This window comes from Pseudomonas sp. GW823-FHT04A03 (assembly GCF_058796615.1).
Map to the genome: position 1 here is coordinate 143164 of NZ_JBXAIV010000007.1, position 26847 is coordinate 170010.

General features: G+C 61.5%; 24 protein-coding genes and 1 pseudogene. 6 read left to right on the plus strand and 19 right to left on the minus strand.

All coding sequences use genetic code 11. The features are described 5' to 3' along the window. The 12 genes and pseudogenes from AC1Q9F_RS18745 to AC1Q9F_RS18800 all read right to left on the minus strand — a co-directional run. Nucleotides 1-233 (minus strand): annotated as a pseudogene (locus AC1Q9F_RS18745) (phage infection protein); the annotation flags it as partial. 113 nt (nucleotides 234-346) lie between these two features. Beyond that, nucleotides 347-1042 (minus strand): anti-sigma factor, encoded by a 696-nt coding sequence (locus tag AC1Q9F_RS18750; protein ID WP_492620608.1) that lies wholly within the window; start codon nucleotides 1040-1042, stop codon nucleotides 347-349. Further along, on the minus strand, nucleotides 1039-1572 hold the full coding sequence (locus AC1Q9F_RS18755; protein WP_492620697.1) for a sigma-70 family RNA polymerase sigma factor: 534 nt from the start codon (nucleotides 1570-1572) through the stop codon (nucleotides 1039-1041). Before AC1Q9F_RS18755 ends, AC1Q9F_RS18750 begins: the two co-directional genes overlap by 4 nt. Nucleotides 1573-1614: 42 nt before the next feature. Then, a complete protein-coding gene (locus AC1Q9F_RS18760; protein WP_085686629.1) occupies nucleotides 1615-2136 on the minus strand; it encodes a DUF3455 domain-containing protein in 522 nt (173 codons plus the stop codon). Between the two features lie 117 nt (nucleotides 2137-2253). Next, complete coding sequence (locus tag AC1Q9F_RS18765) at nucleotides 2254-3954, minus strand: ABC transporter ATP-binding protein (RefSeq protein ID WP_492620609.1); 1701 nt, start codon at nucleotides 3952-3954, stop codon at nucleotides 2254-2256. 14 nt (nucleotides 3955-3968) lie between these two features. Then, nucleotides 3969-4991: an ABC transporter permease gene (locus tag AC1Q9F_RS18770; protein ID WP_492620610.1), complete on the minus strand. Its 1023-nt coding sequence runs from the start codon at nucleotides 4989-4991 to the stop codon at nucleotides 3969-3971. After that, nucleotides 4991-6055 carry a microcin C ABC transporter permease YejB gene (locus AC1Q9F_RS18775; protein ID WP_492620611.1) on the minus strand — a complete coding sequence of 355 codons (1065 nt, stop codon included), beginning with the start codon at nucleotides 6053-6055 and terminating at the stop codon, nucleotides 4991-4993. Before AC1Q9F_RS18775 ends, AC1Q9F_RS18770 begins: the two co-directional genes overlap by 1 nt. A gap of 1 nt (nucleotide 6056) precedes the next feature. Next, complete coding sequence (locus AC1Q9F_RS18780) at nucleotides 6057-7928, minus strand: extracellular solute-binding protein (protein ID WP_492620612.1); 1872 nt, start codon at nucleotides 7926-7928, stop codon at nucleotides 6057-6059. Between the two features lie 110 nt (nucleotides 7929-8038). Then, nucleotides 8039-10744 (minus strand): TonB-dependent receptor, encoded by a 2706-nt coding sequence (locus tag AC1Q9F_RS18785; protein ID WP_492620613.1) that lies wholly within the window; start codon nucleotides 10742-10744, stop codon nucleotides 8039-8041. 208 nt (nucleotides 10745-10952) lie between these two features. Next, nucleotides 10953-11354 (minus strand): ExbD/TolR family protein, encoded by a 402-nt coding sequence (locus AC1Q9F_RS18790; RefSeq protein WP_492620614.1) that lies wholly within the window; start codon nucleotides 11352-11354, stop codon nucleotides 10953-10955. Then, on the minus strand, nucleotides 11354-12058 hold the full coding sequence (locus tag AC1Q9F_RS18795; protein ID WP_007959058.1) for a MotA/TolQ/ExbB proton channel family protein: 705 nt from the start codon (nucleotides 12056-12058) through the stop codon (nucleotides 11354-11356). Before AC1Q9F_RS18795 ends, AC1Q9F_RS18790 begins: the two co-directional genes overlap by 1 nt. Nucleotides 12059-12107: 49 nt before the next feature. Continuing rightward, complete coding sequence (locus AC1Q9F_RS18800; protein ID WP_492620615.1) at nucleotides 12108-12926, minus strand: energy transducer TonB; 819 nt, start codon at nucleotides 12924-12926, stop codon at nucleotides 12108-12110. 1090 nt (nucleotides 12927-14016) lie between these two features. On the opposite strand from AC1Q9F_RS18800, the gene AC1Q9F_RS18805 reads away from it, so the two are divergent. After that, entirely contained in the window at nucleotides 14017-14640 is a 624-nt protein-coding gene (locus AC1Q9F_RS18805; RefSeq protein WP_262195096.1) for a glutathione S-transferase N-terminal domain-containing protein, read from the plus strand. Between the two features lie 120 nt (nucleotides 14641-14760). On the opposite strand, the gene AC1Q9F_RS18810 is transcribed toward AC1Q9F_RS18805, so the two are convergent. After that, nucleotides 14761-15201: a CBS domain-containing protein gene (locus AC1Q9F_RS18810; protein WP_007959054.1), complete on the minus strand. Its 441-nt coding sequence runs from the start codon at nucleotides 15199-15201 to the stop codon at nucleotides 14761-14763. 189 nt (nucleotides 15202-15390) lie between these two features. Here AC1Q9F_RS18810 and AC1Q9F_RS18815 point away from each other — a divergent pair, with 189 nt between their 5' ends. Further along, nucleotides 15391-17751, plus strand: a complete 2361-nt coding sequence (locus AC1Q9F_RS18815; protein WP_492620616.1) for a DNA polymerase II — start codon at nucleotides 15391-15393, stop codon at nucleotides 17749-17751. Here AC1Q9F_RS18815 and AC1Q9F_RS18820 read toward each other — a convergent pair. From AC1Q9F_RS18820 to AC1Q9F_RS18830, 3 genes are all read right to left on the minus strand, one after another. Further along, complete coding sequence (locus AC1Q9F_RS18820; RefSeq protein ID WP_207983358.1) at nucleotides 17716-18186, minus strand: DUF1810 domain-containing protein; 471 nt, start codon at nucleotides 18184-18186, stop codon at nucleotides 17716-17718. The two genes, AC1Q9F_RS18815 and AC1Q9F_RS18820, sit on opposite strands and share 36 nt — an antisense overlap. A 29-nt stretch (nucleotides 18187-18215) precedes the next feature. After that, the gene (locus tag AC1Q9F_RS18825) at nucleotides 18216-19037 is read right to left on the minus strand and encodes an aldo/keto reductase (RefSeq protein WP_492620617.1); all 822 of its coding nucleotides are present in this window, start codon (nucleotides 19035-19037) and stop codon (nucleotides 18216-18218) included. Nucleotides 19038-19127: 90 nt separating this feature from the next. Then, nucleotides 19128-20276: an aldose epimerase family protein gene (locus AC1Q9F_RS18830; protein WP_492620618.1), complete on the minus strand. Its 1149-nt coding sequence runs from the start codon at nucleotides 20274-20276 to the stop codon at nucleotides 19128-19130. Between the two features lie 246 nt (nucleotides 20277-20522). Between AC1Q9F_RS18830 and AC1Q9F_RS18835 the strand changes: the two genes are divergently transcribed. The 3 genes from AC1Q9F_RS18835 (at nucleotide 20523) to AC1Q9F_RS18845 (ending at nucleotide 23459) form a co-directional block, all read left to right on the plus strand. Continuing rightward, complete coding sequence (locus tag AC1Q9F_RS18835; protein ID WP_492620619.1) at nucleotides 20523-21272, plus strand: hypothetical protein; 750 nt, start codon at nucleotides 20523-20525, stop codon at nucleotides 21270-21272. An 81-nt stretch (nucleotides 21273-21353) separates the two neighbouring features. Beyond that, on the plus strand, nucleotides 21354-22568 hold the full coding sequence (locus AC1Q9F_RS18840) for an MFS transporter (protein ID WP_492620620.1): 1215 nt from the start codon (nucleotides 21354-21356) through the stop codon (nucleotides 22566-22568). 105 nt (nucleotides 22569-22673) lie between these two features. Beyond that, on the plus strand, nucleotides 22674-23459 hold the full coding sequence (locus tag AC1Q9F_RS18845; protein WP_007951595.1) for a sulfite exporter TauE/SafE family protein: 786 nt from the start codon (nucleotides 22674-22676) through the stop codon (nucleotides 23457-23459). On the opposite strand, the gene AC1Q9F_RS18850 is transcribed toward AC1Q9F_RS18845, so the two are convergent. Beyond that, nucleotides 23441-23917, minus strand: a complete 477-nt coding sequence (locus AC1Q9F_RS18850; RefSeq protein ID WP_492620621.1) for a GNAT family N-acetyltransferase — start codon at nucleotides 23915-23917, stop codon at nucleotides 23441-23443. The genes AC1Q9F_RS18845 and AC1Q9F_RS18850 overlap by 19 nt on opposite strands. Before the next feature lie 210 nt (nucleotides 23918-24127). Here AC1Q9F_RS18850 and AC1Q9F_RS18855 point away from each other — a divergent pair, with 210 nt between their 5' ends. Then, nucleotides 24128-24694 carry a DUF4174 domain-containing protein gene (locus AC1Q9F_RS18855; RefSeq protein ID WP_492620698.1) on the plus strand — a complete coding sequence of 189 codons (567 nt, stop codon included), beginning with the start codon at nucleotides 24128-24130 and terminating at the stop codon, nucleotides 24692-24694. An 83-nt stretch (nucleotides 24695-24777) separates the two neighbouring features. Here AC1Q9F_RS18855 and AC1Q9F_RS18860 read toward each other — a convergent pair whose 3' ends face one another. Then, nucleotides 24778-25401, minus strand: coding sequence for a retron system putative HNH endonuclease (locus tag AC1Q9F_RS18860; protein WP_492620622.1), 624 nt, complete (start codon nucleotides 25399-25401; stop codon nucleotides 24778-24780). Beyond that, complete coding sequence (locus AC1Q9F_RS18865; protein ID WP_492620623.1) at nucleotides 25394-26761, minus strand: AAA family ATPase; 1368 nt, start codon at nucleotides 26759-26761, stop codon at nucleotides 25394-25396. Before AC1Q9F_RS18865 ends, AC1Q9F_RS18860 begins: the two co-directional genes overlap by 8 nt. Between the last annotated feature and the right edge of the window lie 86 nt (nucleotides 26762-26847).

Below are 26847 nucleotides of genomic sequence, written 5' to 3' on the forward strand. Positions count from 1 at the left end.
CGTTCGATCAGACGATCCGAACCACCTTCGGCAACGCGACGTTCGATCAGACGATCCGAACCACCTTCGGCAACGCGACGTTCGATCAGACGATCCGAACCACCTTCGGCAACGCGGCGTTCGATCAGACGATCCGAGCCACCTTCGGCGATCATGGTGTGGGCCGGTTTGGCGGCAAATGCGTTGAAGGCCAGAACCGAAAGGGCAATGCTGAGGATGACTTGGCGTTTCATGATTTTGTGCTCCGGGGGTGTTGTTTGTTTGGTATGGAGCCGATGTTACGCCCGGGATTTTTTAAGAGAACTTCATTGACGTGATGGTGAACATCGACGCCGATGATGGTTTGTCACAACACCTTCACTGCGCGGCCAATCGCCTGGATCGGCCCGGTGGGTTTGCCGATCGGTGAACCGTTGACGCCTTCCAGCGTCAGCTCGAATAATTGGTTCGGTTGCAGCGGCGGCAGCTTGTCCAGCGGGATCGACAGCGCCTGCCCCGGCTTGACCAGCCCCAGCGACACTGGCCCTTGCCAGCCGTCGGCTTTGGTCCAGAACTCCAGCGCCTTGTCGGCCGGCACTTCGACCACGCCCAGCGGTATCAACTGAATCTCCCGTGGACTGCTGGCCTGGATCACCCAGCCCGGCGCCTTGTCCTGCGGGGCGACCAGCACCACCATAAAGCTCGGTTTCGGTGTGGTTTGAGTTAGCAGGATCGAGCCCAGCAACAAGGTCGCGGCCAGCCCGGCAGCGCTCAAGCCGCGCCACAGCGACAGGCGGTTCCACCATGAAGTCTCGGGCGCCACCTTATGGGTGAGTTGCCCGACACTGCGTTCGATGCGTTGCCACAGCTGCGACGAGGGCTGATGCGCCGGGGCGAGGTCGGTCAGTTCCAGCAGACGCCGCTCCCAGGCATCCACGGCCGCTTGCAGCTCGGGCTCGTTGGGCAAACGTCGTTGCACTTCGGCGCGCTCTTGGGCCGAGAGGGTGCCGAGCACGTATTCGCTGGCCAGTTCATCGCGTTCCTGCGCCGATTCGGTGGTCATCCCATGCACTCCCGCAACGCATTGAGGCTGCGCTTGATCCAGGCTTTGACGGTGCCCAGCGGCGTGTCGAGGCGTTGGGCGATCTGCGCGTGGCTGTAACCGTCGACGTAGGCGTGAAGGATGCAGCGGCGGCGTTGCGGTTCCAGTTGATGCAGGCAGCGATGGATGCGGGTCGATTGCGCGAGCGCATCGAAGCCGTCATCAATCGCGGGAGATTCGTTGCTGTCATTGAGCGGCGTTTCCCGGCCGTGATCGCGCAACAGATTCAGCGCCAGATGCCGGGTCACGCTGAACATCCAGCCCCGGGCCGAACCGCGCGCCGGATCGAAACCCGCCGCGCCGGCCCAGATCTTTATGAACGCGTCGTGAACGATGTCTTCGGCCAGCGCAGTGTCACGCACCAGACGCCGGGCCACACCCAGCAGCCGCGGACTTTCCTGCACATACAATTCGCGCAGGGCCCCGCGCTCGCCGCGGGCACAGGCGGCGAGGCGGGCTTCGTAATCGAACGCGGTTTCGGGCAATGGCATGTCCTGCAATCTAGCAAGCATCGAGCAAACGTCCAGCCGGGTTCAGTTCGCCGCCCAGAAAATGTAGTCGGCCTGGTACTTCACCACTTCCTGTTTGCCCTTGTTCGCCGCCGTGCATTCGCTGCCCGGCGCCACGCCGCCCTTGAGCGCGACGCGCTGGATGTAGCTCACGCCGCTCATCGCGCCTTTGCCTTCGGCGGGGTTGGCCTTGACCAGTTGATAGGGCAGGTTTCCTGGGCTCGATGGCGCAACGGCCAGTTGCGTGCCGGTGACTTTCGAACCGTCCTGCGCCTGCCAGGTGGCGGGCGGGCCGAAGTAGGTGCCGACCTGTTTGCCGCTGCGATCGTTGAGCACCGCTTTCGGGCCGACGAACACCCACTCGGTCTGGCCGGCGACGTTGGCCTTGTCCCGGCATTCGTAGGTGATCTCGCCGACCCCGGTGGTTTCCATCGCGATCTTGTGGCCGTCCGGCACCTTGATCGCGTCGGGATAACTGCTTTGGGCAAAGCTTGTCGAGGCGACGGCGAGCAAACCGGTGAGGCCAATCAGTTGGGTGATGTTCATCAGTGTTTCTCCGAAAATGGTAAACCGCTGACAGCCGAAAGAGGGCTGTTACAGGGACTACCCGTGACGGAGGCGATTGGATGCAGTGGCCGGTAAATAAACTTCAAACCCCATCGATTACCCCCTGTGGGAGCGAGCTTGCTCGCGAATACGGTGTGTCAGCCACATAAATGCTGACTGATCCGACGCCTTCGTCGGATCGCCGCCCGGAGCAAGCTCGCTCCCACAGGGTTCTTTGTCAGGCTTCAGGCCGGAGGCTTTCAGCAACGCCTGGGTGTAGGCATGCTGCGGCGCCGCGAAAATCTGGCGCGAGGCTCCCTGTTCCACCACCTTGCCATCCTTGATCACCATCAAGTCGTGCGCCAGCGCATGCACCACCGCCAGGTCATGACTGATGAACAGGTACGTCAAACCATGGCGGATCTGCAACTGCCGCAATAATTCCACCACCTGTTTCTGCACCGTGCGATCCAGCGCCGAGGTCGGCTCGTCGAGCAAAATCAGCGCCGGTTCCAGCACCAGCGCCCGGGCGATGGAAATGCGCTGGCGCTGGCCGCCGGAGAATTCGTGGGGATAACGATGCCGGCTCTGCGGGTCGAGGCCGACTTCCTCCAGCACGCGGATCACCGCCGCCTCACGATCCTCGGCGGTGCCGATGCCGTGGGTCAGCAGGCCTTCGGCGATGATCTGCTGTACCGACATCCGTGGGCTGAGGCTGCCGAACGGGTCCTGGAACACCACCTGGATCTGCCGGCGCAACGGACGCATCAAGCGCTGATTGAGCAGGCTCAGTTGCTTGTTGCCGAAGCGAATGTCGCCCTCGGATTCCACCAGCCGCAGAATCGCCTGGCCCAGCGTCGACTTGCCCGAGCCGGACTCGCCGACAATGCCCAGGGTCTTGCCCCGTTGCAGCCGAAAACTCACGCCGTCCACGGCCTTGATGTATTCCTGGGTGCGGCTGAACAACGCCTTGGGTAGCGGGAACCAGACTTTCAGATCATCCACCTCCAGCAGGTTGTGATCGTAGCGGCTCGGCACCGGTGCGCCCGACGGTTCCGCCTCGATCAGCAGGCGGCTGTAGGGATGCTGCGGCGTGCGGAACAGCGTTTCGCAGTCGGCCTGTTCGACGATTTCCCCGTGGCGCATCACGCACACCCGTTGGGCGATGCGCCGCACCAGATTGAGGTCATGACTGATCAGCAACAACGACATGCCGAGGCGTTTTTGCAACTCGATCAGCAGCTCGAGAATCTTCTGTTGTACGGTCACGTCCAGCGCCGTGGTCGGCTCATCGGCAATCAGCAGTTCCGGTTCGTTGGCCAGCGCCATGGCGATCATCACCCGTTGCCGCTGACCGCCCGAGAGCTGGTGCGGATAGGCCTTCAAGCGCTGTAACGGTTGGCGAATGCCCACCAGTTCCAGCAGCTCCAGCGTGCGCTGGCGTGCGGCGCGACCCTTGAGCCCCTTGTGGATCTCCAGCACTTCGCTGATCTGTTTTTCCACCGTGTGCAGCGGGTTCAGCGAGGTCATCGGCTCCTGGAAAATCATCGCGATGCGATTGCCGCGCAAGCCGCGCATCTGTTGTTCGCTGGCATGCAGCAAGTCCACGCCTCTGTAGCGGATGCTGCCCGTGCTGCTGACGGTCCTGGCCGGCAGCAAACGCAGGATCGAATGGGCCGTCACCGACTTGCCCGAGCCGGATTCGCCGACCAGTGCCAGGCACTCGCCACGGCGGATGTCGAGGTTCACGCCGTGCACCACTTCGTGCCCGGCGAAGGCGACGCGCAGGTCGCGGATTTCAATCAGGTTGTCGGTCATTTCAGCTCCGGGGATCAGGATCGCGGATCGAACGCGTCACGGCAGGCTTCGCCGATAAACACCAGCAGGGAGAGAATCAGCGCCAGGGCAAAAAACGCCGTCAGCCCCAGCCAGGGCGCTTGCAGATTGCGCTTGGCCTGGCCGATCAGTTCCCCCAGCGACGCGGTGCCGGCGGGCATGCCGAAGCCGAGAAAATCCAGTGCGGTGAGGGTGGCGATGGCGCCGGTCAGAATGAACGGCAGGTAGGTCAGGGTGGAGGTCATGGCGTTGGGCAGAATGTGCCGGCGCATCAGCTCGCTGTCCGTCAGGCCCAGGGCCCGCGCGGCCTTGACGTATTCCAGGCTGCGCCCGCGCAGGAACTCGGCGCGCACCACGTCCACCAGTGCCAGCCAGGAAAACAGCGCCATGATCCCCAGCAGCCACCAGAAACTCGGCGAGACGAACCCGGACAAAATGATCAGCAGGTACAGCACCGGCAGCCCTGACCAGATCTCCAGCACCCGTTGCCCGAGCAAGTCGACCCAGCCGCCGTAATAACCCTGCAACGCTCCGGCGACGATGCCGACCAGCGCACTGACGGCGGTGAGGATCAGCGCGAACAGAATCGAAATCCGCGTGCCGAAAATCACCCGCGCCAACACGTCCCGGGCCTGATCGTCGGTGCCCAGCCAGTTGCTGGAGGACGGCGGACTGGGTGCCGGTTCCGTGAGGTCGTAATTGACCGTGTCGTAGCTGAACGGGATCGGCGGGAACAACATCCAGCCGCCCTGATCCTCGATCAGTTTGTGTACGTAACTGCTGGCGTAATCCGGCTGGAAAGGCAGTTCGCCGCCGAAATCGGTTTCCTGATACTCGCTGAGGATCGGGAAGTAAAAGGCGTTGTGGTAGCGGATCACCAGCGGCTTGTCGTTGGCGATCAGTTCGCCGCCGAGGCAGATCAGGCACAGCCCGATGAACAGCCACAGCGACCAGCGCCCGCGCCGGTTGGCCTTGAATTGCGCAATGCGCCGCCGGCCCAGAGGGGAGAGTGTGAACATCAGGCAGTCCTCGCCGAGAAGTCGATGCGCGGGTCGAGCAGGGTGTAGCAGAGGTCGCCGATCAGCTTGATCAACAGGCCGAACAGGGTGAACAGAAACAGCGTGCCGAACACCACCGGATAGTCCCGTGACACCGCCGCTTCGTAGCTCATGCGCCCGAGGCCGTCGAGGTTGAAGATGGTTTCGATCAGCAGCGAGCCGGCGAAAAACACCTCGATCAATGCCGACGGCACACCCGCTACCACCAGCAGCATCGCGTTGCGAAACACATGGCCGTAGAGCACGCGTCTTTCGGTCAGGCCCTTGGCGCGCGCGGTGATCACGTACTGGCGGCTGATCTCGTTGAGGAAGCTGTTTTTGGTCAGGATCGTCAGCGTCGCAAAACCGCCGATCACCAGCGCCGTCACCGGCAACACCAGGTGCCAGAGGTAGTCGCCGATCTTGCCCCACAGGCTCAGGCTGTCGAAGTTGTCCGAGACCAGGCCCTGCACCGGAAACCAGTTGACGTAGCTTCCCCCGGCGAACACCACGATCAACAGGATCGCGAACAGAAACGCCGGCATCGCGTAACCGACGATGATCGCCGTGCTGCTCCAGACATCGAATGCGCTGCCGTTTTTGATCGCCTTGCGGATCCCCAGCGGGATCGAAATCAGGTAGGTGATCAAGGTCGCCCACAGGCCGAGTGACAACGACACCGGCAGCTTCTGCACGATCAGATCCGTCACCTTCGCACCGCGAAAGAAACTGCTGCCCAAGTCCAGTTGCGCGTAGTTCTTGAGCATCAGCCACAGGCGTTCGTGCATCGGTCGGTCGAAACCGTAGTGGTGCTTGATCTCTTCGATCAGCGCCGGGTCCAGGCCACGGCTGCTGCGCCCGGCACCGCCGATCGCGGTGACCTCGCTGGCGCCGCCCATGCTGTGCCCGCCGAAGCCTTGCAGGCGGGCGATGGCCTGTTCCACCGGGCCGCCGGGCGCGGCCTGCACGATGACGAAGTTGACCACCAGAATGCACAGCAGCGTCGGAATGATCAGCAACAGACGTCGACTCAGATAACGCCACATGTCACTGACCCTCCGCGAGTTGGTGCAGGGCACTCATCTGCTGATTGGTCAGCGGCTTGGCCGAGACCTCCCACCAGGTATCGAGGCCTTCGCTGTAGATCGGCTGCACCGGCGGCCTGCCGAAGCGGTTCTGATACACCGTCGGCGTGCCTTTGGAGTAGTAGTTGGGAATCATGTAGTCACCCCATTGCAGCACCCGGTCGAGGGCGCGGGCGTAACGCACCATGGCGTCGCGGGTATTGGCCTGCACCAGGCCGTCGATCAGCCGGTCCACCGCAGGGTCGGCCAGCACCATCGAATTGGAGCTGCCGACCTGGGTCGCGCTTTGCGAGGCATACAGGCTGTACAACTCGCGGCCCGGCGAGACGATCGGATCGCCGCTGCGCGGGAAACTGGTGACGATCATGTCGTAGTCCCGGGCGTTGAGCCGGTTGATGTACTGCGCCGAATCGATGCGTCGAAGATTGAGGGTGATGCCGATCTGCGCCAGGGTGCGTTTGTACGGCAGCAGCATGCGGTCGAAGCCGCCCTGGCCGTCGAGGAAGGTGAATTCGAATGGCTCGCCGGCGGCGTTCACCAGCCGATTGTTTTTCGGCGTCCATCCGGCCTCGGCCAACAACTTCAGGGCCTGCAACTGCTTGTCGCGGATGTAGCCGCTGCCATCGGTTTTCGGCGCCTGATAGACCCGGCTGAAAACCTCGTCCGGAATCTGTCCGCGCAGCGGTTCGAGGATCGCCAGTTCCCCGGCGTCGGGCAGGGCGGTGGCGGCCATTTCACTCTTCGGCCAGTAGCTGTTCTGGCGCACGTAGAAGCCGCGCATCATCTGCTTGTTGGTCCACTCGAAATCCCACAGCAGGCTCAGCGCCTGACGCACGCGGCGATCCTTGAACAGCGGGTTCTGCAGATTGAACACAAACCCCTGGGCGCTGGTCGGTTTGTCCGGGGCGAGAATCGCCTGTTGCAGGCGACCGTCACGCAGGGCCGGGCTGTCGTAGCCGACCACGTAGCCGGACGAAGAAAACTCGCGGTTGTAGTCGAACGCCCCTGCCTGCAGCAGTTGTCGGGCGACGTCGGTGTCGCCGTAGAAATTCACGGTCAGGCTGTCGAAGTTGTACATCCCGCGACTGACCGGCAAGTCTTTGCCCCACCAATCCGGATCGCGCTGGAAACCGATGCTGCGGCCCGCGTCGACCTTGCTCACCCGGTACGGGCCGCTGCCCAGCGGCGGTTCGAAGCCGCCGCCGTTGGCGAAGTCGCGGGTTTTCCACCAGTGTTCGGGCACCGGCCGCAGCGACGCCAGATCCAGCGACAGGGTGCGATTGAGGTTGTTCTTGAAGGTGAAGCGAATCTGTCGCGGGTCTTCGATCAGCACGTCCTGCACATCGGCGTATTGCTGGCGATAACTCAGGCTGCCCTTGGTCATCAACAGCTCGAAGGTGTAGCGCACGTCCTCGGCGGTAATCGGTGTGCCGTCGGCGAAACGCGCCTTGGGATTCAGGTTGAAACGCACCCACAGACCGCCGGGATCGCGCTCCATGGATTGCGCCACCAGACCGTAGACGGTGTAGGGCTCGTCCAGCGAGCGGAACGCCAGCGGCGAATACACCCAGTCGTTGACCTGCACCACGGAAATGCCCTGATCGGCGTACGGAGTGATGTAGTTGTACTGACCGATCTCCATCGAAGCGCGGCTGAGCGAGCCACCCTTGGGGGCGTCGGGATTGACGAAGTCGAAGTGCTGGAAACCGGCGGGGTATTTCGGCGCCTCGCCGTACACCGTCATCGCGTAGCTGCCGCCGGCCAGCGCAGATGCCGCGTTGCACAGCAGCGCGCTGCCGAGCAGCAGGCCGGCCATGTTGCGCATGAATGTCATGAAGTCGTTCCTCTGAGCCGGAAAAACCCGAAGCGGCGGCTGGCCGCTGCGGGATGCGAATTCGCAAGGGGAAGGGGCCGGCCGGAGTCTTGCGCGGCCCCGACCGGGACTCAGAAGTGGTACGTCATGCGCGCAAACAGCGTGCGGCCCAGCGGATCGGTGTAGCGCGGGTCATAACCGCTCTGGAAGTTGTAGGCCTGGTTGGAGAACGGCGGATCGCGGTCGAACAGGTTCTTCACCCCGGCATCCACGTCCAGCACCTTGTCGAAGGTGTAGCCGGCCGACAGGTCCCACACCGAGTAAGACGCGACCCGCGCGTTGGTCTCGCGGTCGTAGTCGTTGTAGCCGGTGGTGAAGCGGTTGGTCAGCGCCGCGCGGGCGGCGCCGAAGGTCCAGGAACCGGTCAGGTTGTGTTTCCAGCGGGCAATCACACCGTCGCCCTTGAAGTCGCCGACCTTGTCGGTGAACGGGCCCTTGATGGTGCTCTGGAAGTCGTACTCGTCGACATAAGTGCCTTGCAGGCCCAGACCGAATTGACCGTACGGCGTGTTCGGGAAGCGATAGTCGAGCGACACATCGACGCCGTTGGTTTCGACGATGCCGAGGTTGGCGTTGCCGGTGACGATGTAGTTGAGCGTGCCGTCGGCGTTGCGTACGAAGCGGTCGGGGTAGCTTCCGGCCTGATCGAACACGGTGGATTCCGGGAACGGCTGGATCTGGTTGGAGATGTGAATCCACCAGAAATCCAGGCCCACGGACAGATTGCTGACCGGCTGATAGACGAAGCCCAGCGTCACGTTGCGCGCCTTCTCCGGGGCCAGGTCTTCGTTGCCGCCGATCTGGTTGAGGAACTGCTGACCGCAATCGCGTCCGCCGTTGCCGCCCGGTTGCACCACGCCGCCGGTACACAGCACCGGGTCGTTGTAGTAGCCCTGGGTGAAGGTGATGCTGCGCGGCGAATACAACTCATACAGCGACGGCGCGCGGAAGCCTTCGCTGTAGGCGCCGCGCACCACCAGTTCCTTGAGCGGCTGATAACGGAACGAATATTTCGGGTTGGTGGTGCTGCCGAAGTCGCTGTATTTGTCGTGACGCACGGCGGCGGACAATTCCAGGCTGTCGAGCACAGGCACGTTGATTTCCGCGTAGGCGGCTTTCACGCTGCGATCGCCCTCGACACTGCCGGCCGGGTCGATGCCCAGACTCTGGATGTCGCCGGCGAATGACTCGAAGTCCTGGTGGAATTTCTCTTTGCGGTACTCGCCGCCCAGCGCCAGACCCGACGGGCCGGCACCGAACCAGTCGCCGATCTCGCGGCTGATCCGCCCGTCGAAACCGGCAACCCGACCCACCGCCGTGGAATAGGCGCCGTGGTACATCGCCTGATCGATGTACTGCTGACCGGCGCTGGTCTGCGGGCCGAACGGGTTGAGCAGGCCGCTGGCCAGACCGTCGATCATCGCCTGATCGCTGACGTAGCCGCTGGTGACGCTGGAGACGATCTTGTTCTGGTTGTACGAGGCGCCGACGTTGTAGTCCCAGCCGCCGACCAGACCGTCGAAGCTCAGCAAAAAGCGCTGGCTGGTGTTCTGGTCTTTCGATTCGCGCGGGCCGGCGGCGGTTTCGCGCCAGTTCACGTCCACCGGTTGCGTCGGGTCGAGGGCGAAACCGGTGGGCGCCGGGGTGATGCCGTTGCCGGGGTAGTAGGGCGAGGACGAATCCAGGCTCAGGCCGGTCAATGGCGCCGGGCCGACGGCGGTGGCGTTGTTATTGCGCGACCAGAAGTATTCGAGGTTGACGTTGTGGTCGTCGGCCAGTTTGCCGGTGGTCTTGCCGAAGAACGAAGTCTTCTCGGTCTGCGGCACCAGGTCGATGTACTCGCGGGTGCTGAAGCGGCAGAGGCCGTCGCGGGCCACCAGGTTGGGGCCGTTGCAATTGCTGTTGGCCAGCGGGTTGGTGGCGTTGCCGTTCTGGCTGTAGTTGCCGGGGAACGCAGTGCCGGAGGTCTGGTCCAGGCCACGGCCGGGCACGTAGTCGCGGGCGAAGGAGCGGTCGTTGGCGTCGAGGTTCTGCTGCTTGTTGTAGTTGAACACGCCGAGCACGTTGAAGCGGTCCTGCTCCAGGTCGCCGTAACCCCAGCTGGCGCTCATGTCCTTGGTCGCACCGCCGCCGCTGTGGGTCGGGGTTTCGCCGCCGAGGGTGAGCTGGCCGTCGGTCATGGATTTTTTGGTGATGAAGTTGATCACGCCACCGATGGCGTCGGTGCCGTACAGGGCCGAGGCGCCGTCGCGCAGCACCTCCACGCGCTCGATCGCGGCAAACGGGATCATGTTCAGATCCACCGCGCCACCGGCCGAGTTGGTGCCCGACAGGGCGTTGTTCGCCAGTCGGCGACCGTTGAGCAGCACCAGCGTCTTGTTCGCGCCGATGCCGCGCATGTCGGCGAACGATGCTCCGCCGGTGGCCGCGCCAACCGAGCCTGCGCTGTTGTTGATCGACTGGCTGCCGGTGATGCGCTGCACCAGTTCGGCGGTGGTGGTCACGCCCTGTTTGCGCAGCTCTTCGGCCTTGAGCACGGTGATCGGCACCGCCGTTTCCGCGTCGACCCGACGGATCGCCGAACCGGTCACTTCGACCCGTTGCAGTTGCGTGGTCGGCGCGACCACCGCAGTAGCGGCCGGGACGCTGTTGTCGTCCTCGGCAGCCTGAACCCCGGCGCCCATCCCCATGGCCACCAGGTACAACGGAACGAAACGGTGGCGGGAAATCGTCGCCACCAAGGGTTTGAGCGTGAAGCGTGGAGTGTTCATCAGCATGGTTGTTTCCGACTTTGTTAGACGTTTATCGAAATGGCCTTGTGAGCCCTCTTTGCACGGAGCACGGTGGTGCCGCGCCGCGAAAACCACTTTCTTCAAGCAAGCCGATCCCCTCCGAAGACGCGCGGCGTTTTTTCGGTCGGCCGATTGCGACGGGATTCAACGAACGGTGGCGGGCGCGTCCCTCACTGCGCGCCCGGCACCGCCGTCAGCGGGTGGTCATCACCGATATTCTGGTGATGCCCGAGCGCTCGATGGACGCCATGGCTTTGGCGACCTGGCCGTAATTCACGGCGGAGTCGGCCTGCAGCTGCACGCGTACTTCGGCATCCTTGGCCTTGACCTCCTTGAGGCTGGCCTCCAGTGACTCCGGCGCCAGCTCGGTCTTGGCCAGGAAGAACTTGCCGTCCTGATCGACGCTGACCACCACCGGATCCTTCTTTTCGGCAGGGGCGACGGCGTCGGTTTTTGGCAGGTTGACCTTGATCGCGTTGGTCATCAGCGGCGCGGTGACGATGAACACCACCAGCAGCACGAGCATCACGTCCACCAGCGGCGTGACGTTCATTTCGCTGAGCACTTCATCGCTGTCTTGAGTGGAAAAGGACATCAGCTGGCCTCCCGCACGGCGGCCGTGGATTTGGCGATGGCCTGGCGGCTGATGGAAAACGCGCTGCGCGAGGCGAGGGCGTCGAAGTCGTGGGCGAAGTCATCCATGTCTGCCGAGGCCAACTTCAGGCGCCGCAGGAAGAAGTTGTAAATCAGCACCGCCGGCACCGCGACGGCAATCCCCACGCCGGTGGCGATCAGCGCGTGGCCGATGGGCCCGGCCACGGTTTCCAGGCTGGCCGAACCGCTGGCGCCGATGCTTTGCAGGGCTTCCATGATTCCCCACACGGTGCCGAACAGGCCAATGAACGGCGCGGTGCTGCCGATACTGGCGAGGATCGCCTGGCCGTTTTCCAGCGAGCGGCGTTCCTTCTGGATCTGCTGGCGCAGGTTGCGTTCCAGTCGGTCGGAACGGTTGATGGTGTGCGCCAGTTGCTGGGTGGTGCGCGGGGATTCTTCCACCAGCAAGGCTTCGAAACCGCTGCTGGCGATCCGCGCCAGCGAGCCCGGGTACTGGCTGGCGTGTTCGGCGGCGGTGAGCAGGTCCGGCGCGCCCCAGAAGGCTTTGCTGAACTGTCGGTTCTGGGTTTTCTGGCGCAGGTACTGCGCCGACTTGACCAGCAGGATCGCCCAGCTGACCACGGAAAACAGCACCAGCCCCCAGAGCACGCCGGGGACAATCATCGAAGACAAAGAATCGTTCATGGCTACACCTCGCTTGCGTTAATCGGTTGTGAGTTCGGTTGTCGCGCCGTCATTGCGGCAATTTGAAATCGATGGTCTGGGTGGCGAAGCCGTCGATCGGTGTGTCGCCGCGTTTGGCCGGGATGAACTTCCAGGCCTTCACCGCCGCGACCGCTGCGTCATCCAGTTGCGGCTTGCCGCTGGACTTGGTCACCGTCACTGAGCCGGCGCGACCGTTGGCCAGCACCTGAATCCGCAGCACCACGCTGCCTTCCCAGTTGCGCCGCAGGGCCAGCGACGGGTATTCCGGCGGCGGGTTGCCGAGGCTGGCGAGGCCGGAAATCGCCGCCGACTCTTTCACCGGGCCCGGCGCCGCCGCAGGTGCCGGCGGCGCACTCGGGGTGGCCGGAGCGGCAGGCGCTGCCGGTTGCGCAGGGGCGGGCGGCGCTTTCGGCGGCTCGGCCTTTTTCACCGGTTTGGGTTTCTCGACCGGTTTCGGTTTTTCGATCGGCTTGGGTTTCTCCACCGGTTTGGGCGGCGGCTTGACCGCGTCCTCGTCTTCCACCGGTTGTTCCGGTTCGGGCGGTGGCGGTGGTGGGGGCGGCGGCTCCGGTGTCGGCGGGGCCGGCGGTGTCGGGCTGGTGAGCTCGACGGTCATTTCCGGAATTTCCGGTGGCGTGGGCAGCGGTTCGGCCCGCGCCTGCTGGAAAAACCACCAGGCGCCGCCGTGTATCAACGCCGACAATGCCACCAGCAACAGCATCTGCTGTTTGTTCAGGCCGCCGGGCTGAGAAGTGTTGGCCTTGTAGACGGGCCGACCCGCCACCGACGCAAGCGCTGCGTTCGGTACTGGCCCCGGCGGCGTTCTGTGCTTTACCGCATCGTTCATTAAAGCTCCCTCGGGTGGATGAAGGGCAATAAGGTGCCGTTCGAACAACAAGGCGTTGTTCGAGTGAGTAGTCGCAACTTTCATACAGGTGTGCAGAAGCCGATAGTTAAACTATCTATTGAGCAAGGCTTGTGCAGCTTGTTGCTTCAGTAATGCCGACTTCGATGGTTCATTGATCCGGTCCGTGGCTGTTCTTTTATAAGTGAGTGTGCAATTGAGTGGCGAACATCGCTCTTGCCCTCATGCTGGATGCAATAGCAACCGCTGTGCCAAACAGTAAACAAATGTGTAGTGGTTATTTCACGGATGATACGTATGTCGCATTTATATAAGTTTTATCAAGCACGCCGGTTTTCATGGGCGCATAACCTCCCGACGGCCCTGTTTTCAGGGCTTTTTCAAGGGCGAGACAGCCCTGGCGCGGTATCGCGCTGTTCAGCGAGATAGAGCGGCTGTTCTCGTGTCGGCCAGGACGCGTGATGGTGCGTGGCGGACTGATTTGGTGCGGGTCAGTGTTTTAGCGGGTCACAGGCGATGTTCCTTGTTCTTGTCCAAGTAAAGTCGGTTGTTCCGGCTGATCGAGATAATGATTGAAAGTGCAGTTTTGGTGCGCTTCGGACATTAACGCCGAACAGCAAAAGTTGTAGCGGTGTGCTGTCTGGAAGTTATTGTCGAACAATGTGTTGTTGCATTCATTAATGCAGCGCGCACGCAACGACTTCTTGCGTGCTATTTAAAAAATAAATAGTGCAGGCGTTCAGGTAATAAAGGGAATGCACGGACTGTTCGCAGGACGAACACGGCGCAGGTACAGGGGCACGGAGAGAAGAGTGTGGCGCAGCAGATGAAGATTCACGCGGTGAACTCCTTGTTGCCAGCTCGGATACGCGAACTTTTGGTTCGGTATCGCACCTTACAAGAACGCGGATAGCGTTCGCTGATTGCTCTTGGTGCGGGATGGGCACCGCCAGCGCTGTTTTGCGAAATCAGGGATTCGCAAGCTGCCGATGAATGCGCAATCCGTGCCAAATTCGATACAACAGCTATAAATAGGGCCAGGCAGGATGCCTTTCGCAGTGGAGGAGGGGATATGTATCAGCTCTACGGACATCGCAATTCAGGGGCGGCGGCCATCGAGGCGGCGCTGGAGCTGTGCCAGGTGGCTTACCGCTTCATCGATATCGAGGCCAGCGCGGAAGCGGCGCAGGAGCTGGCGCGGCTCAATCCGCTCAAACAGATCCCGACCCTGCAACTGCCGGACGGCAGTGCAATCACCGAAAGTGCGGCGATCCTGATTCATCTGGGGCTGAGCTTCCCGCAATCCGGTCTGTTGCCTGCCAAGGGCGCTGACCGGGATCAGGCGATTCGCGGGCTGGTGTACATCGTCAGCAATTGCTACGCGGCCATCGGCGTCATTGATTACCCCGAGCGCTGGCTGGTGATGCCGGACGAGGCCTCGCGGCAGAATCTGATGGCGGGTGCGCGGGAACGACTGCACTGGACCTGGGAGGTGTTTGCCGACCAGTTCTCCGCCGAGCTGTACCTGGACGATGAAACGCCGGGGGCGCTGGACGTGCTGGCGGCGGTGGTCACGCGCTGGGCCGGTGCCCGCGAACACTTGCGCCAGGCCCGACCCGGTTTCCATGCGTGGCTGCAACGCATCGACCGGCACCCGGTGCTGGCGCCGGTCTTTGCGCGGCATTGGCCTGCTTGAACAAACAACTGTGGGAGCGAGCTTGCTCGCGATGGCGGTCTGTCAGGCAGATACTTTTTACCTGATACACCGCTATCGCGAGCAAGCTCGCTCCCACAGGGGGTCGTGTGAAGTCTGGGACTATTCCCCGCGAATGTACTGCTCCAGCTGTTTGATCAGCTCGGCCTGTTCGGCAATCGCTTCCTTGACCAGGTCGCCGATCGACAGCAGGCCGATCAGTTTGCCGTCCTCCACCACGGGCAAGTGGCGCAGGCGTTTGTCGGACATGATGCCAAGGCAAGTGTCGACGGTCTGGTGGGTGTCCACGGTGATCACGTTCGCCACCATGATGTCGCGCACCGGCGTGCCCACCGAGGAGCGCCCGTGCAGCACCAGTTTGCGCGCGTAATCGCGCTCGCTGATGATGCCCACCACTTTGTCGTCTTCCACCACGAGCAAGGCGCCGACGTTCTTCTCGGCCATTTTCATCAGCGCTTCGAGCACCATGTGATCGGGTTTGATCTGGTGCACTTCCTGATTTTTCTGATCTTTGAGCTTGAGCAGCTGGGCGACGGTTTTCATGGCGGTTACTCAGGTGTTGTCGTTGTTCTCCAAGCATCGTAGACGCAGGCGTACAGAGCAAGGCCGCAAAACGGCAGATAACACGCAAAAAACGTCATTTGACGGGGTTTTTCGTGGCGAGGCCTTTGTCACGGGTTTCGGTAATGCCGCGTAGAATGCCCGTCTGAATCAATTCTTGAGGTCGCAGTGGTGGATTTACAGCAGGGCTTCGTCCTGACCCGGCATTGGCGCGACACCCCGGCCGGCACCGAAGTCGAGTTCTGGCTGGCGACCGACGCCGGGCCGCGCCGTGTGCGCCTGCCGCATCAGCCGTCGGTGGCGTTCATCCCGGCGGCGCAGCGCGAGCAGGCCGAGCGGGTGCTGGCGGACGAAAAGAACGTCGAGCTGCGCCCCCTGGCCCTGCAGGATTTCGAGCATCGCCCGGTGCTCGGTCTGTATTGCCAGCAGCACGGCCAGTTGATGCGCCTGGAAACCGCGCTCAACCGCCACAGTGTCGATGTCTACGAAGCCGATGTGCGACCGCCCGAGCGTTACCTGATGGAGCGTTTCATCACCGCGCCCGTCTGGTTCAGCGGTACGCCCGATGCCGACGGTTTGCTGCTCGACGCGCACCTCAAGCCTGCGCCCGACTATCGACCGCAACTGCGGCTGGTCTCGCTGGATATCGAAACCACCGAGCAGGGCGAGCTGTATTCCATCGCGCTGGAAGGCTGCGGCGAACGGCAGGTGTATATGCTCGGTGCGCCGAACGGCGATCACAGCATTGTCGATTTCGACCTTGAGTACTGCGAATCGCGCACCCTGATCCTGAAGAAGCTCAATGACTGGTTCGCCCGCCACGACCCCGACGCGATCATCGGCTGGAACCTCGTGCAGTTCGACCTGCGCATCCTCCACGAACACGCCCGGCGCCTCGGCGTGCCGCTCAAGCTCGGGCGTGGCGGCGAGGAAATGCAGTGGCGCGAACACGGCAGCCGTAATCATTACTTCGCGGCAGCGGCGGGGCGGCTGATCATCGATGGCATCGAGTCCCTGCGTTCGGCGACCTGGAGCTTTCCTTCGTTCAGTCTGGAAAACGTCGCCCAGACCCTGCTCGGCGAGGGCAAGTCCATCGACAATCCGTACCAGCGCATGGACGAGATCAACCGCATGTTCGCCGAGGACAAACCGGCGCTGGCCAAGTACAACCTCAAGGACTGCGAACTGGTCACGCGGATCTTCGCCAAAACCGAGTTGCTGAAGTTTTTGCTGGAGCGCGCCAGCGTCACCGGTCTGCCGGCGGATCGCAGCGGCGGCTCGGTGGCGGCGTTCACTCATTTGTACATGCCGTTGATGCACCGTCAGGGTTTTGTGGCGCCGAACCTTGGCACCAATCCACCGCAGGCCAGCCCCGGCGGGTTTGTCATGGACTCGCAACCGGGGCTGTACGAATCGGTGCTGGTGCTCGACTACAAAAGCCTTTATCCGTCGATCATCCGCACCTTCCTGATCGACCCGGTGGGGTTGATCGAAGGCTTGCAACATCCGGATGACAGCGACTCGGTGCCGGGTTTTCGCGGCGCTCGTTTCTCCCGCACCCGGCATTGCCTGCCGTCCATCGTCGCCCGGGTCGCCGAGGGTCGCGAGACCGCCAAGCGCGAACACAACGCGCCGCTGTCCCAGGCGCTGAAGATCATCATGAACGCTTTCTACGGCGTGCTCGGTTCCAGTGGTTGCCGGTTTTTCGATACGCGCCTGGCGTCATCGATCACTCTGCGCGGCCACGAAATCATGCTGCGCACTCGACAGTTGATCGAAGCCCAGGGCCACGCGGTGATTTATGGCGATACCGACTCGACATTCGTCTGGCTGCGTCGCCCCCACGGTCAGGAAGAGGCGGCGACCATCGGCCGGGCGCTGGTTGCGCACGTCAACGACTGGTGGCGCGAGCATGTGCGTGAGCAGTACGGGCTGGAAAGCGCCCTCGAATTGCAGTTCGAAACCCACTACAAACGCTTCCTGATGCCGACCATCCGTGGCGCGGAAGAGGGCAGCAAAAAGCGCTACGCCGGTCTGGTGACCCGCTCCGACGGCAGCGAAGAAATGGTCTACAAAGGCCTGGAAACCGTGCGCACCGACTGGTCGCTGCTGGCCCGGCAATTCCAGCAGGAGCTGTACGAGCGGATCTTCCAGCGCAAGCCGTATCAGGATTACGTGCGCGAGTACGTGCGCAAAACGTTGGCCGGCGAGTTCGACGAGCGACTGGTCTACCGCAAGCGCCTGCGCCGCACCCTCGATGACTACGAACGCAACGTGCCGCCCCACGTGCGCGCCGCACGGCTGGCAGACGATTACAACGCGCAACACGGTCGCCCGCGCCAGTATCAGAACGGCGGCTGGATCAGCTACATCATCACCCTGGCCGGCCCCGAGCCACTGGAAGTGCGCCGCGCAGCCATCGACTACGACCACTACATCACCCGCCAGCTGCAACCGGTGGCGGATGCGATCCTGCCGTTTGTCGACGACGATTTCTCAACCCTGATCGGGGGGCAACTGGGCCTGTTTTGAGTCCAGCAGTTGAAGGGTCCATTCGTCCTGAATGCCGTGGAAATAACGCTCCAGCGCCTGATGCCAGAGGCTGTCGTCGTCAGCGAATTGGGCGAACAGAGTCATCGATGAGTGGAATTTCAGGTCGTCCGGATGGCCGAAGATCTCGGCAATCGAACGCTGCTGTACGTTAAGCACAAGCTGCGTGCAGGTCCGCAGTCGGGCGCCAAGCAGCTCATGGGCAAGATAGGCCTTGGCCTCACCGGCCGAGCTGATCGCGAACCGCCGCGACATCTCGCTGCCCCCGAGCCCGGCGAACTGCGGGAACACAAACCACATCCAGTGGCTGCGCTTGTGACCCTCGCCGAGCTCGCGCTGGACCCGTTCGAACACCGGGTCCTGGGCGAGCACGAAGCGTTGCAGGTTGAATGGATCGTCCTGATCAGTGCTTCTCATGGCGAAGCCCTCTGTCAGTCGGCGGTGGCTCAGACCATGGCCAGCCGCTGCTTGCGTTGTGGCGCGTGAAACGCCTGGTCCAGCGCCGCCAGATCCCCGGCCTCGAGTTGCAGCTGCGCCGCTTGTGCATTGAGCTGCACGTGTTCCGGGCGCACGGCCTTGGGAATCGCAATCACCCCATCCTGACGCAGAATCCACGCCAGCGAAACCTGTGCCGGGGTCACGCCGTGACGAGCGGCAATCTGTTTCAGCACCGGCTCGGCAAGCATGGCGCCGCCCTGGCCGATCGGGCAGTACGCCATCAACGGCATGCGCTGCTGTTGGCACCACGGCAGCAGGTCGAATTCGATGCCGCGTTCCTCCAGGTTGTACAGCACCTGATTGGTCGCGCAGGCCGAATTCGACAGTTCCTCAAGATCGTCGACGTCGAAGTTCGACACGCCCCAGCGACCGATCTTGCCGTCCTCGCGCAGACGTTCGAAGGCTTCGACGGTTTCTTCCAGCGGATACTGGCCGCGCCAATGCAGCAGATAGAGATCGATGTAATCGGTGTCGAGCCGGCGCAGACTGCGCTCGCAAGCCTGGGGAATGCCTTTGCGGCTGGCGTTGTGCGGGTAGACCTTGCTCACCAGAAACACTTGATCGCGCAGGCCGGCGATGGCTTCGCCGACCACGCTTTCGGCACCGCCCTCGGCGTACATTTCGGCGGTGTCGATCAGGGTCATGCCCAGCTCGATGCCGCTGCGCAGGGCGGCCACTTCACGCTTGTGCGCCGAGCGGTCTTCGCCCATGCGCCAGGTGCCCTGGCCGATCACCGGAACCTGCACGCCAGCCAATTCGAGGGTACGCATTCAAACCTCCTTTCTGAAACGGTCGATACCTTGGGTGGGCAGCAGGATAGCCCACGGGTTCCGTCCGGTTCCAGAAAGGAGGTCAGGTGCTTACTTGGCGGAGAACTTCAACACCACGCTCTGTGTGTAGGTCTGGCCGGGATCGAGGCGGGTGCTCGGGAAGTCCGGCTGGTTCGGCGAGTCCGGGTAGTGCTGGGTCTCCAGGGTGAACGCGCCCCAGTGCGGATAGACCTTGCCACCCTTGCCCTTGACCGTGCCGTCGAGGAAGTTGCTGGTGTAGAACTGCACGCCCGGTTCGTTGGTGAACAGCTGCAAATGCCGGCCCGATTGCGGGTCGCTGACCTCGGCGGCGAGTTTGCTGACGTCACCCTTGGTGTCCAGCGCCCAGTTGAAATCGAAGCCACCGTGTTTTTCTTCGGCGAATTTCAACTGCGGGTGATCGGCCTTGATGTGCTGGCCGATGGCGGTGGGCTTGGTGAAGTCCATCGGCGTGCCGGCCACGGGCGCCAGTTCGCCGGTCGGGATCAGCTTGGCGGTGACCGGGGTGTAATGGCTGGCGTGCAGGGTGGCGACTTGCTTGAGGATGTCGCCATTGCCGGCGCCGGCGAGGTTGAAGTAGCTGTGGTTGGTCAGGTTGAGCACCGTCGGTTTGTCGGTGCTGGCCTTGTAGTCGATTCGCAGCTCGTTGCTGTCGGTGAGGCGATAGGTCACTTCGGTGGTGAGGTTGCCGGGGAAACCCATTTCACCATCCGCCGACAGGTAGGTCAGAGTCACGCCGACCGAATCCTGATCCTTGGTTTCCTTCGCCTTCCAGACCTTCTTGTCGAAGCCCTGAGTGCCGCCGTGCAAGGCGTTGGTCTTGTCGTTCTGCGGTACTTGATAGCGCTTGCCGTCGAGTTCGAAGGCGCCGTCGGCCAGGCGATTGCCGAAGCGGCCGATGGTCGCGCCGAAGTACGCGGTGCCTTTCTGGTAACCCTGCACATCGTCGAAGCCGAGGACGATGTCGTCGAGCTTGCCGTGTTTGTCCGGCACCTGCAGCGCCTGCAAGGTCGCGCCGTAGGTGATGACCGTGGCCTGCATGCCGTGGCTGTTGCGCAGGATGTATTGCTCGACGGGCGTGCCGTCATTTGTCTTGCCGAAGGCTTTGTGTTCGCTGGTCAGGCCGGCGGCCTGAGCGGAGAGGGTGGCGATCATCAGGGACAGTCCGAGGCCGCAGAGTGAGTGTCGGGATTGAAGCATGGTTGACCTTCCTTTTTGTTGTTGTTTTTAAAATCTCTTAATAGTCATGCTAATTAATGATTGCGTGAAGATTTATAGCGGATGAAACGATTAATGCAAAAATAAAGTCGGACTTAATGGCTTGAGCGGTTAGCGCCGAAGGTCGGGAATCCACGCCGGCACTGCACTTTTGCGAAATCCCCGGCTCTATCCATGGCCAGGGTGCGGTGACTTCCGCCGCACAGGAACGTGTCCGTCAAAGAATTCATGCCGAGAGTTTTGCACCCCATCGCTGCATTCATTCATCGCCCGTGCCTGCTGCTGGCCTTTCTGTCGACGCTGTTGCTCGGCGGTTGCAGCCATCAGGACGGCAACAATTTCATCACCCAGATGCGCGAGGGCAGGCCTCAGGAATTTCTCCAGACCAGCGTCGACCGCATGGCCACGCTGGCGATGCGCGACAACCTCGACAGCCTCTATCGCTTGATGGGCAAGTTGTACTTGCGCAATCCGGACGAGCTGCGCAAATCCGGCTTCCTCGACATCCGCACGGCGGTCAAGCAGGTGCGACTGGCTATCGAGCAGCAACAACCATTGCCGACGCTGGGCGGCAAAAAAGACCTGGCCGCGCTGAGCTATGCCATGAGCCCTGAATTTCTCGGCGACCGGGTCGGCGCGTTCATCTATGCGATCGGCAGCATGCTGGTCACCGCCCACGGCAATCGCACCGAGTTCTACATGACCGATGCGATCAACCCGACCTTCGTCAACAACGCCGCGCGCAACATCGAGAAAGCCACGTGGATCCTCGCCCAGCGGCAGAACAAGGAAGGCCAGCCGTTGCTGTTTTCCAACGAGATTTCCGAGGAGGGCAGCAACCTGAGCTTCGCCACGGAGTTCGGCAAAGTCGTGGCGCGCCTGGATCTGCTGACCCAGATGCTCGACGAGCGCTACCGGCGCATCGGCCTGAATTACGCCCAGAGCCTGTTGTTTTTGAATTTTCTGCCCGTGCAGTGAGCCAGGTCGGGTAGAGTGGCGGACGATAATGTTTGTATACAATCTGTCGTCCGATTTGACTCAAAGGGAGCTGCACCTGTCATGACCGACCCCGCAAGCGCCGAATTCACCCGCCTGGAACGTGCCACCCGCACCGAAAAACTGCCCTACGCCGCACTCTTGGCGTTTGCCATGACCGGCTTCATCGCTATCCTCACCGAAACCCTGCCGGCCGGTTTGTTGCCACAGATCGGCGCCGGCCTCAACGTCAGCGAAGTGCTGGCCGGGCAATTGGTGACGCTGTATGCGCTGGGCTCGATTGTCGCGGCGATTCCGCTGACGGTCGCCACCCGTGGCTGGGGGCGCAAGCGTGTGCTGCTGATGACGGTCGGCGGGTTTCTGCTGTTCAACACCATCACCACGTTCTCCAGTCATTACGGTTTGACCCTGGTCTCGCGGTTTCTGGCAGGGATGGCAGCAGGGCTGTCGTGGGGGATCATGGCCGGTTACGCGCGCGGAATCGTGCCGGTGCATCAACAGGGCCGGGCGCTGGCGATTGCCATGCTTGGCACGCCGGTGGCGTTGTCGCTGGGCACGCCGGCGGGCACCTGGCTGGGCAATGTGATCGGCTGGCGCGCGTCGTTCGGGATCATGTCGGCACTGGCGCTGGTACTGGCGGCGTGGATCGTTCTCGCGGTGCCGGATCGTCCGGGTCAGGCCCGCGCCGAGCGTTTGCCATTGATGCAGTCGCTGCGTTTGCCTGGCGTGCGTCCGGTGCTGTTCGTGGTGCTGACCTGGATGCTTGGTCATAACATTCTCTACACCTACATCGCGCCGTTTCTGACGCAGGCAGGTCTCGGCGAGCGGGTCGACCTGGTGCTGCTGGTCTTCGGCCTGTGTTCGTTGCTGGGGATCTGGATCATCGGTCTGCTGGTGGATCGCTGGTTGCGCGGGTTGGCGCTGATCAGCCTCGCGATATTTGCCGTGACCGCGCTGGTGCTGGCATTGGTCGCGCCGTCGCCTTGGCTGATTTATGCATGCATGGCGGTGTGGGGCCTGTCGTTCGGTGGCTCGGCGACGTTGCTGCTGACGGCTGCAGCGGACTCCGCCGGAGAACATGTGGATGTGGTGCAGGCGATGCTCACCACTTCCTGGAACGTGGCGATTGCCGGCGGCGGATTGTTCGGTGGTTTGCTGCTGGACCGGGCAGGGGCGATGTCGTTTCCGTGGGCGTTGCTGATCCTGTCGCTGATCGCGCTGGCGACGGTCTGGCTGAACAGCACTCACAGTTTCAAACCGGGCCGACGACAGCACTGATGCTGATGAAATGGCATAACGATAGATCCTATCGATATAGGGCGTTATAAGAAAACTGGTTATCCTGCGGGCCGGATTTTTCCTGTGGTTTGTCTGGACGTCTTAATGGAATTGGCAAATTTCGGCCTGGTGATTGCCGGGCTGGTCGTGGGGTTCATCGTCGGCATGACCGGTGTCGGCGGCGGTTCGTTGATGACGCCGATCCTGCTATGGTTCGGCATCAATCCGGCCACGGCAGTGGGCACGGATCTGCTGTACGCGGCCATCACCAAATCCAGCGGCGTGCTGGTCCACAGGAAGAACAAGAACATCGACTGGGCCATCACTGGCTGGCTGACCCTGGGCAGTGTCCCGGCGGTGGCGATGACCTTGTGGTTCCTCAGCACGCTGCACACCGCGCCGGACGCGATGAACGCCATCATCAAGCAGGCCCTGGGCTTCGTGCTGTTCGCCACGGCGCTGGCGATTCTGTTCAAGAAGCGTCTGCTGGAATTCGCCCACAAACGTGCCGGCGGCAACTACAACCCCAGCGGCGCGCGCCTGAATGTCATGACCGTGATCACCGGTCTGATCCTCGGCACCATGGTTGCCCTGACGTCTATCGGCGCCGGCGCCCTCGGCACCGTCGCGCTGTTCATCCTTTATCCGCTGCTGCCGACCCGCCGCCTGGTCGGCACCGAAATCGCCCACGCCGTACCTCTGACCCTGGTCGCCGGCCTCGGCCACGCGAGCATGGGCAACATGGACTGGGGCGTGCTGGGCTTCCTGTTGATCGGCTCGCTGCCGGGCATCTGGCTCGGCAGCCACCTGACCGGCCGCGTCTCCGATGAACTGCTGCGCCCGTGCCTGGCGACGATGCTGGTGTTGATCGGTTACAAGCTGGCGTTCTGATCGAGCGAGCGCTTCATCACCGTCACCGGCAGTCCGTCATATTCCATCTCTTCCAGCACCTCCCAACCCAGCCGCGCATACAGTGCCTGCGCGGCATCGGTGTACAGGTACAACTGCGGCACGCCCAGTGCGGCAGCTTCCTCGACGATGCGGTTGACCAGTTGCGAGGCGATCCCGCGGCCACGTTGTTCTGCCTTTACGTAGACCCCGGCCAGCCACGGCGTCAGTTGCGGACGGGTGTCCATGTCGCTGTCGATCAGCAGCGCACCGCCGAGCAGTTTTCCGTCTTCGATCGCCACCACCACGCTGGGGATCGCGCCTTTGCCGCAGGCGGCGCGCATGCGTTCGGTGCGGCTGGCGAGGGTGTCTTCGGGGCTGTACTGGCCCCATTCCTTGAAGTTGAGTTCGGCCAGTTCTTCGATCAGTTGCGGGTGATGGCAGAGGTAGTCGATGTGCATGCGCGTTGAACTCCATTTCACAGGTTGAACAGCCACCCTAATGCGGTCATAAAAGGTAATCAAATGCGCGACATGATCGCGCCCAACCGGTTGCGCAAAATCGGTGCTGACCTAAGCTTTGGGCAAGGCGAAACACTTTTGCCGGGCAGCCCCCGGAACAATCGCCGCGATGCGCAATCATTAGAGCGTGGATATCAAAAGGAGATGCGCATGCTCATCAGGTCACTGACCCTGACACTCTTGCTGGCGATTGCCGGCCCCCTGTTCGCCGCCGACGGCGATTCCCCTCTGGACGTCGACAAGGGCATCAACCGCCCGGTGATCGTGATCGCCTCCAGTACGGTCGATTCTTATTGGGTCAGCCTGAAAAAAGCGCTGGACGACCCGGCCAACAAACAAGGCATCGCCGACCGCAAGATCAAGGTCTACACCATCCTGAGCATGAGCGGTCAGGTCGATGGCAAAAGCCTCGAGCAGCAGCAAACCATGGCGCTGCTGCGCTCGCTGAAGCTGGGCGCGGGGGCGTATCCGAAAGTCTTCCTGGTGGGCAAGGATGGAGAGACCAAACTGACGGCTTCTGGCGAGGAAGCGGCGGCGGTCGATCTGAAGAAAATTTTCGACACCATTGATGCGCTGCCTGCCGCCGAGAAAGAGACCACCTCCACCGTGGTCACGGCCCCGGCCGCTGCAGAACCGGCGCCGGCCAAGGGTGCGAAAGGGACAAAACCGACGAAGCCAACCAAACCGGCCAAGCCGCCGGAAATGCCGGATGATTGATTGAGGCAGGCTCTGAATAAAAATGGCGAACGTTTTAAACGTTCGCCATTTTTTTATCTGCCGGAATGACCGCGATACTTTGATTATCGGGGCAGGAGCTGACGGATGACATTGACCAGAACCGGAGAAAAAGCCGCAAGTTGGCCATTCTTGGGAGTCAGCATGTCATCAAGGAGAATGCCCAGAAGCTCTTCATCTTCAAGGTCATCGGGTTGCATGCCTCCTGTAAAGATCAGTTGATCAACCAACTGTTTCCGCGCCCCTATGAGTCCGCGATTGCTTTCTTCGGTATGGCCGAGATTCAAGACTTCCAGGGTTGAATTCGCACGTTCGGTTTTGCCAGTCACTCGTCCGGATAAGTAAAACTTCAGTTCGGTTTCGCACTCATCCATCAGTGGTGTCAGTCCAAGTAATCGCTTACCTCGGTAATGGCCGCATTGATTTTTGCGCTGGCAGCTGGCGACGATATTTGTGAAGTCCAGTGTGCGATTTGGTGCTCGTTTTTGAGTTTCAACATGCTCGTTATGGGCGTCATCAACAAAAATGGCCTGACAGCAATAAGCGCACAGTCCGTATTGTTCCGCTATGCATGACGCACGAATTGATTGCCGCTCTTCGTGCGGTAGATCCGGGTAGGAGGAGGTGGCATTGGCTCGCTTCCACCTGATGAGATGTTCCGGTTCAATTCCCTTGGTGATCTTACGCACGGCGCAGCTCCAGCTTGCGTAGCAACAGCGCGGCTTTCGCCAGTTCGATATGACCGTCTGGAAGTTCTTCTGCCAGTTCGGCGAATAGCTTCTGTGCTGTTTCCAGATCACCGTCCTGCAAGCGTTCGAGCAGCGCGTTCAAGCGTTTTTGAACGTCGCTGTTGCGGATATCGGTGTCCATGACTTCCAGCAGCACCTGATTGGCATCGAGGCCGTACAGGCCATTGTGTTCGTGAAGTTCACCGTCATTGAGTACGTAAACCAGAACATCTTTTGCGTCGCTGATGACCAGTGGCGAATGGGTGGTCAGCACGAACTGGCAGTTGGGGAAGGTCTCGCTCAGTTGGCGGATCAAGCTGCGTTGCCATTTTGGGTGAAGGTGCAGATCCACTTCGTCGATTAGCACGATGCCGTCGCCGTGGAGCGGGTTGTCCAGCGACTGGTTCATCATTGCCAAACGACGGGCGATATCGCCGACCAGCGCCATCATCGACTTTTCACCTTGGGAGAGCTGGGCGACGTTCAAAGTAACGCCGTCCTTGTCGATGGCCATGTGCAGGCGCGGTTTGCGTTGAACACGCAGGTTGGTGAAACCGGGCATGAAAGCGGCGATGGCTGAGCGGACGGCGGTTAGCTGGCGGTCGCGGGAAGAGGCTTTCAGGTTGGACAGGGTTTTCCAAACATCACTGTCATAGCCGAATTTTATGGAGATTTCGGCTAGTGCAGTGTCGGAAATGCCGGTTTCGTTTTCGCTGTCCTCGCGCTCGCGGAACCACTCGAAGAAGCGACGAAAGTCGACGCCTCGGTTGAGCGAGTTGTCGTAACCGTCGAGTTGCTCGAAGGTGTGTTTGGTGCGGATTTTTAGTGGGATTTCGAGAACAGAGCGTTCCACCGGGTAATAGGCGATCAATGGAAGCGAGGTTTTTTCATCCGCAGTCAGTTCGTTACGGTAGTGTTCTGCAAGGCGACTGACATTGTTTAAAGAGCTGTGCACGGAAGACTTTCGTCCTTGTCTCGTACGTGCGATGCCCCATGTGAATACAACGTCATCAGGATCAACACCGGGAAGGTTTGAGCGAACCTTCGAGTCATCGAACAAAGTAACTATCATCAAAGCTGATGACGCGCCGTTTCTTATGTCCTCCTCTGCGAGGTGGTTGCCACTACCTTTCTCGGTACGAATCCTCGCGACTAACCAGCTTAGTGAGGTAGCAAGTGATTTTAGAAGGGTAGTTTTGCCGGCACCATTATTCCCCACGAATACAGTTACGTTTGAGGGGCGAATTGGCGTAGGTGCCAGCGTAAATTCCAAATCGGTAAATCGCCCGACTTCCGAGAGCTTGAATTCGTAAATTTCCATTACTACGCCCTTCGAGGGTCAGTCGGTTTAAAAATTTTGGCGCGCATTATGTCATCCCCGGCCACGGATTGATTCGGATGAGTGTA

Coding starts and splice junctions, on each gene's coding strand:
- AC1Q9F_RS18830 (WP_492620618.1), bottom strand. CDS start 20,276: ATGCTTCAATCCCGACACTCACTCTGCGGCCTCGGACTGTCCCTGATG.
- AC1Q9F_RS18760 (WP_085686629.1), bottom strand. CDS start 2,136: ATGAACATCACCCAACTGATTGGCCTCACCGGTTTGCTCGCCGTCGCC.
- AC1Q9F_RS18865 (WP_492620623.1), bottom strand. CDS start 26,761: ATGGAAATTTACGAATTCAAGCTCTCGGAAGTCGGGCGATTTACCGAT.
- AC1Q9F_RS18805 (WP_262195096.1), top strand. CDS start 14,017: ATGTATCAGCTCTACGGACATCGCAATTCAGGGGCGGCGGCCATCGAG.
- AC1Q9F_RS18840 (WP_492620620.1), top strand. CDS start 21,354: ATGACCGACCCCGCAAGCGCCGAATTCACCCGCCTGGAACGTGCCACC.
- AC1Q9F_RS18810 (WP_007959054.1), bottom strand. CDS start 15,201: ATGAAAACCGTCGCCCAGCTGCTCAAGCTCAAAGATCAGAAAAATCAG.
- AC1Q9F_RS18825 (WP_492620617.1), bottom strand. CDS start 19,037: ATGCGTACCCTCGAATTGGCTGGCGTGCAGGTTCCGGTGATCGGCCAG.
- AC1Q9F_RS18765 (WP_492620609.1), bottom strand. CDS start 3,954: ATGACCGACAACCTGATTGAAATCCGCGACCTGCGCGTCGCCTTCGCC.
- AC1Q9F_RS18785 (WP_492620613.1), bottom strand. CDS start 10,744: ATGCTGATGAACACTCCACGCTTCACGCTCAAACCCTTGGTGGCGACG.
- AC1Q9F_RS18820 (WP_207983358.1), bottom strand. CDS start 18,186: ATGAGAAGCACTGATCAGGACGATCCATTCAACCTGCAACGCTTCGTG.
- AC1Q9F_RS18780 (WP_492620612.1), bottom strand. CDS start 7,928: ATGACATTCATGCGCAACATGGCCGGCCTGCTGCTCGGCAGCGCGCTG.
- AC1Q9F_RS18790 (WP_492620614.1), bottom strand. CDS start 11,354: ATGTCCTTTTCCACTCAAGACAGCGATGAAGTGCTCAGCGAAATGAAC.
- AC1Q9F_RS18845 (WP_007951595.1), top strand. CDS start 22,674: ATGGAATTGGCAAATTTCGGCCTGGTGATTGCCGGGCTGGTCGTGGGG.
- AC1Q9F_RS18775 (WP_492620611.1), bottom strand. CDS start 6,055: ATGTGGCGTTATCTGAGTCGACGTCTGTTGCTGATCATTCCGACGCTG.
- AC1Q9F_RS18835 (WP_492620619.1), top strand. CDS start 20,523: ATGCCGAGAGTTTTGCACCCCATCGCTGCATTCATTCATCGCCCGTGC.
- AC1Q9F_RS18800 (WP_492620615.1), bottom strand. CDS start 12,926: ATGAACGATGCGGTAAAGCACAGAACGCCGCCGGGGCCAGTACCGAAC.
- AC1Q9F_RS18750 (WP_492620608.1), bottom strand. CDS start 1,042: ATGACCACCGAATCGGCGCAGGAACGCGATGAACTGGCCAGCGAATAC.
- AC1Q9F_RS18755 (WP_492620697.1), bottom strand. CDS start 1,572: ATGCCATTGCCCGAAACCGCGTTCGATTACGAAGCCCGCCTCGCCGCC.
- AC1Q9F_RS18850 (WP_492620621.1), bottom strand. CDS start 23,917: ATGCACATCGACTACCTCTGCCATCACCCGCAACTGATCGAAGAACTG.
- AC1Q9F_RS18855 (WP_492620698.1), top strand. CDS start 24,128: ATGCTCATCAGGTCACTGACCCTGACACTCTTGCTGGCGATTGCCGGC.
- AC1Q9F_RS18770 (WP_492620610.1), bottom strand. CDS start 4,991: ATGTTCACACTCTCCCCTCTGGGCCGGCGGCGCATTGCGCAATTCAAG.
- AC1Q9F_RS18795 (WP_007959058.1), bottom strand. CDS start 12,058: ATGAACGATTCTTTGTCTTCGATGATTGTCCCCGGCGTGCTCTGGGGG.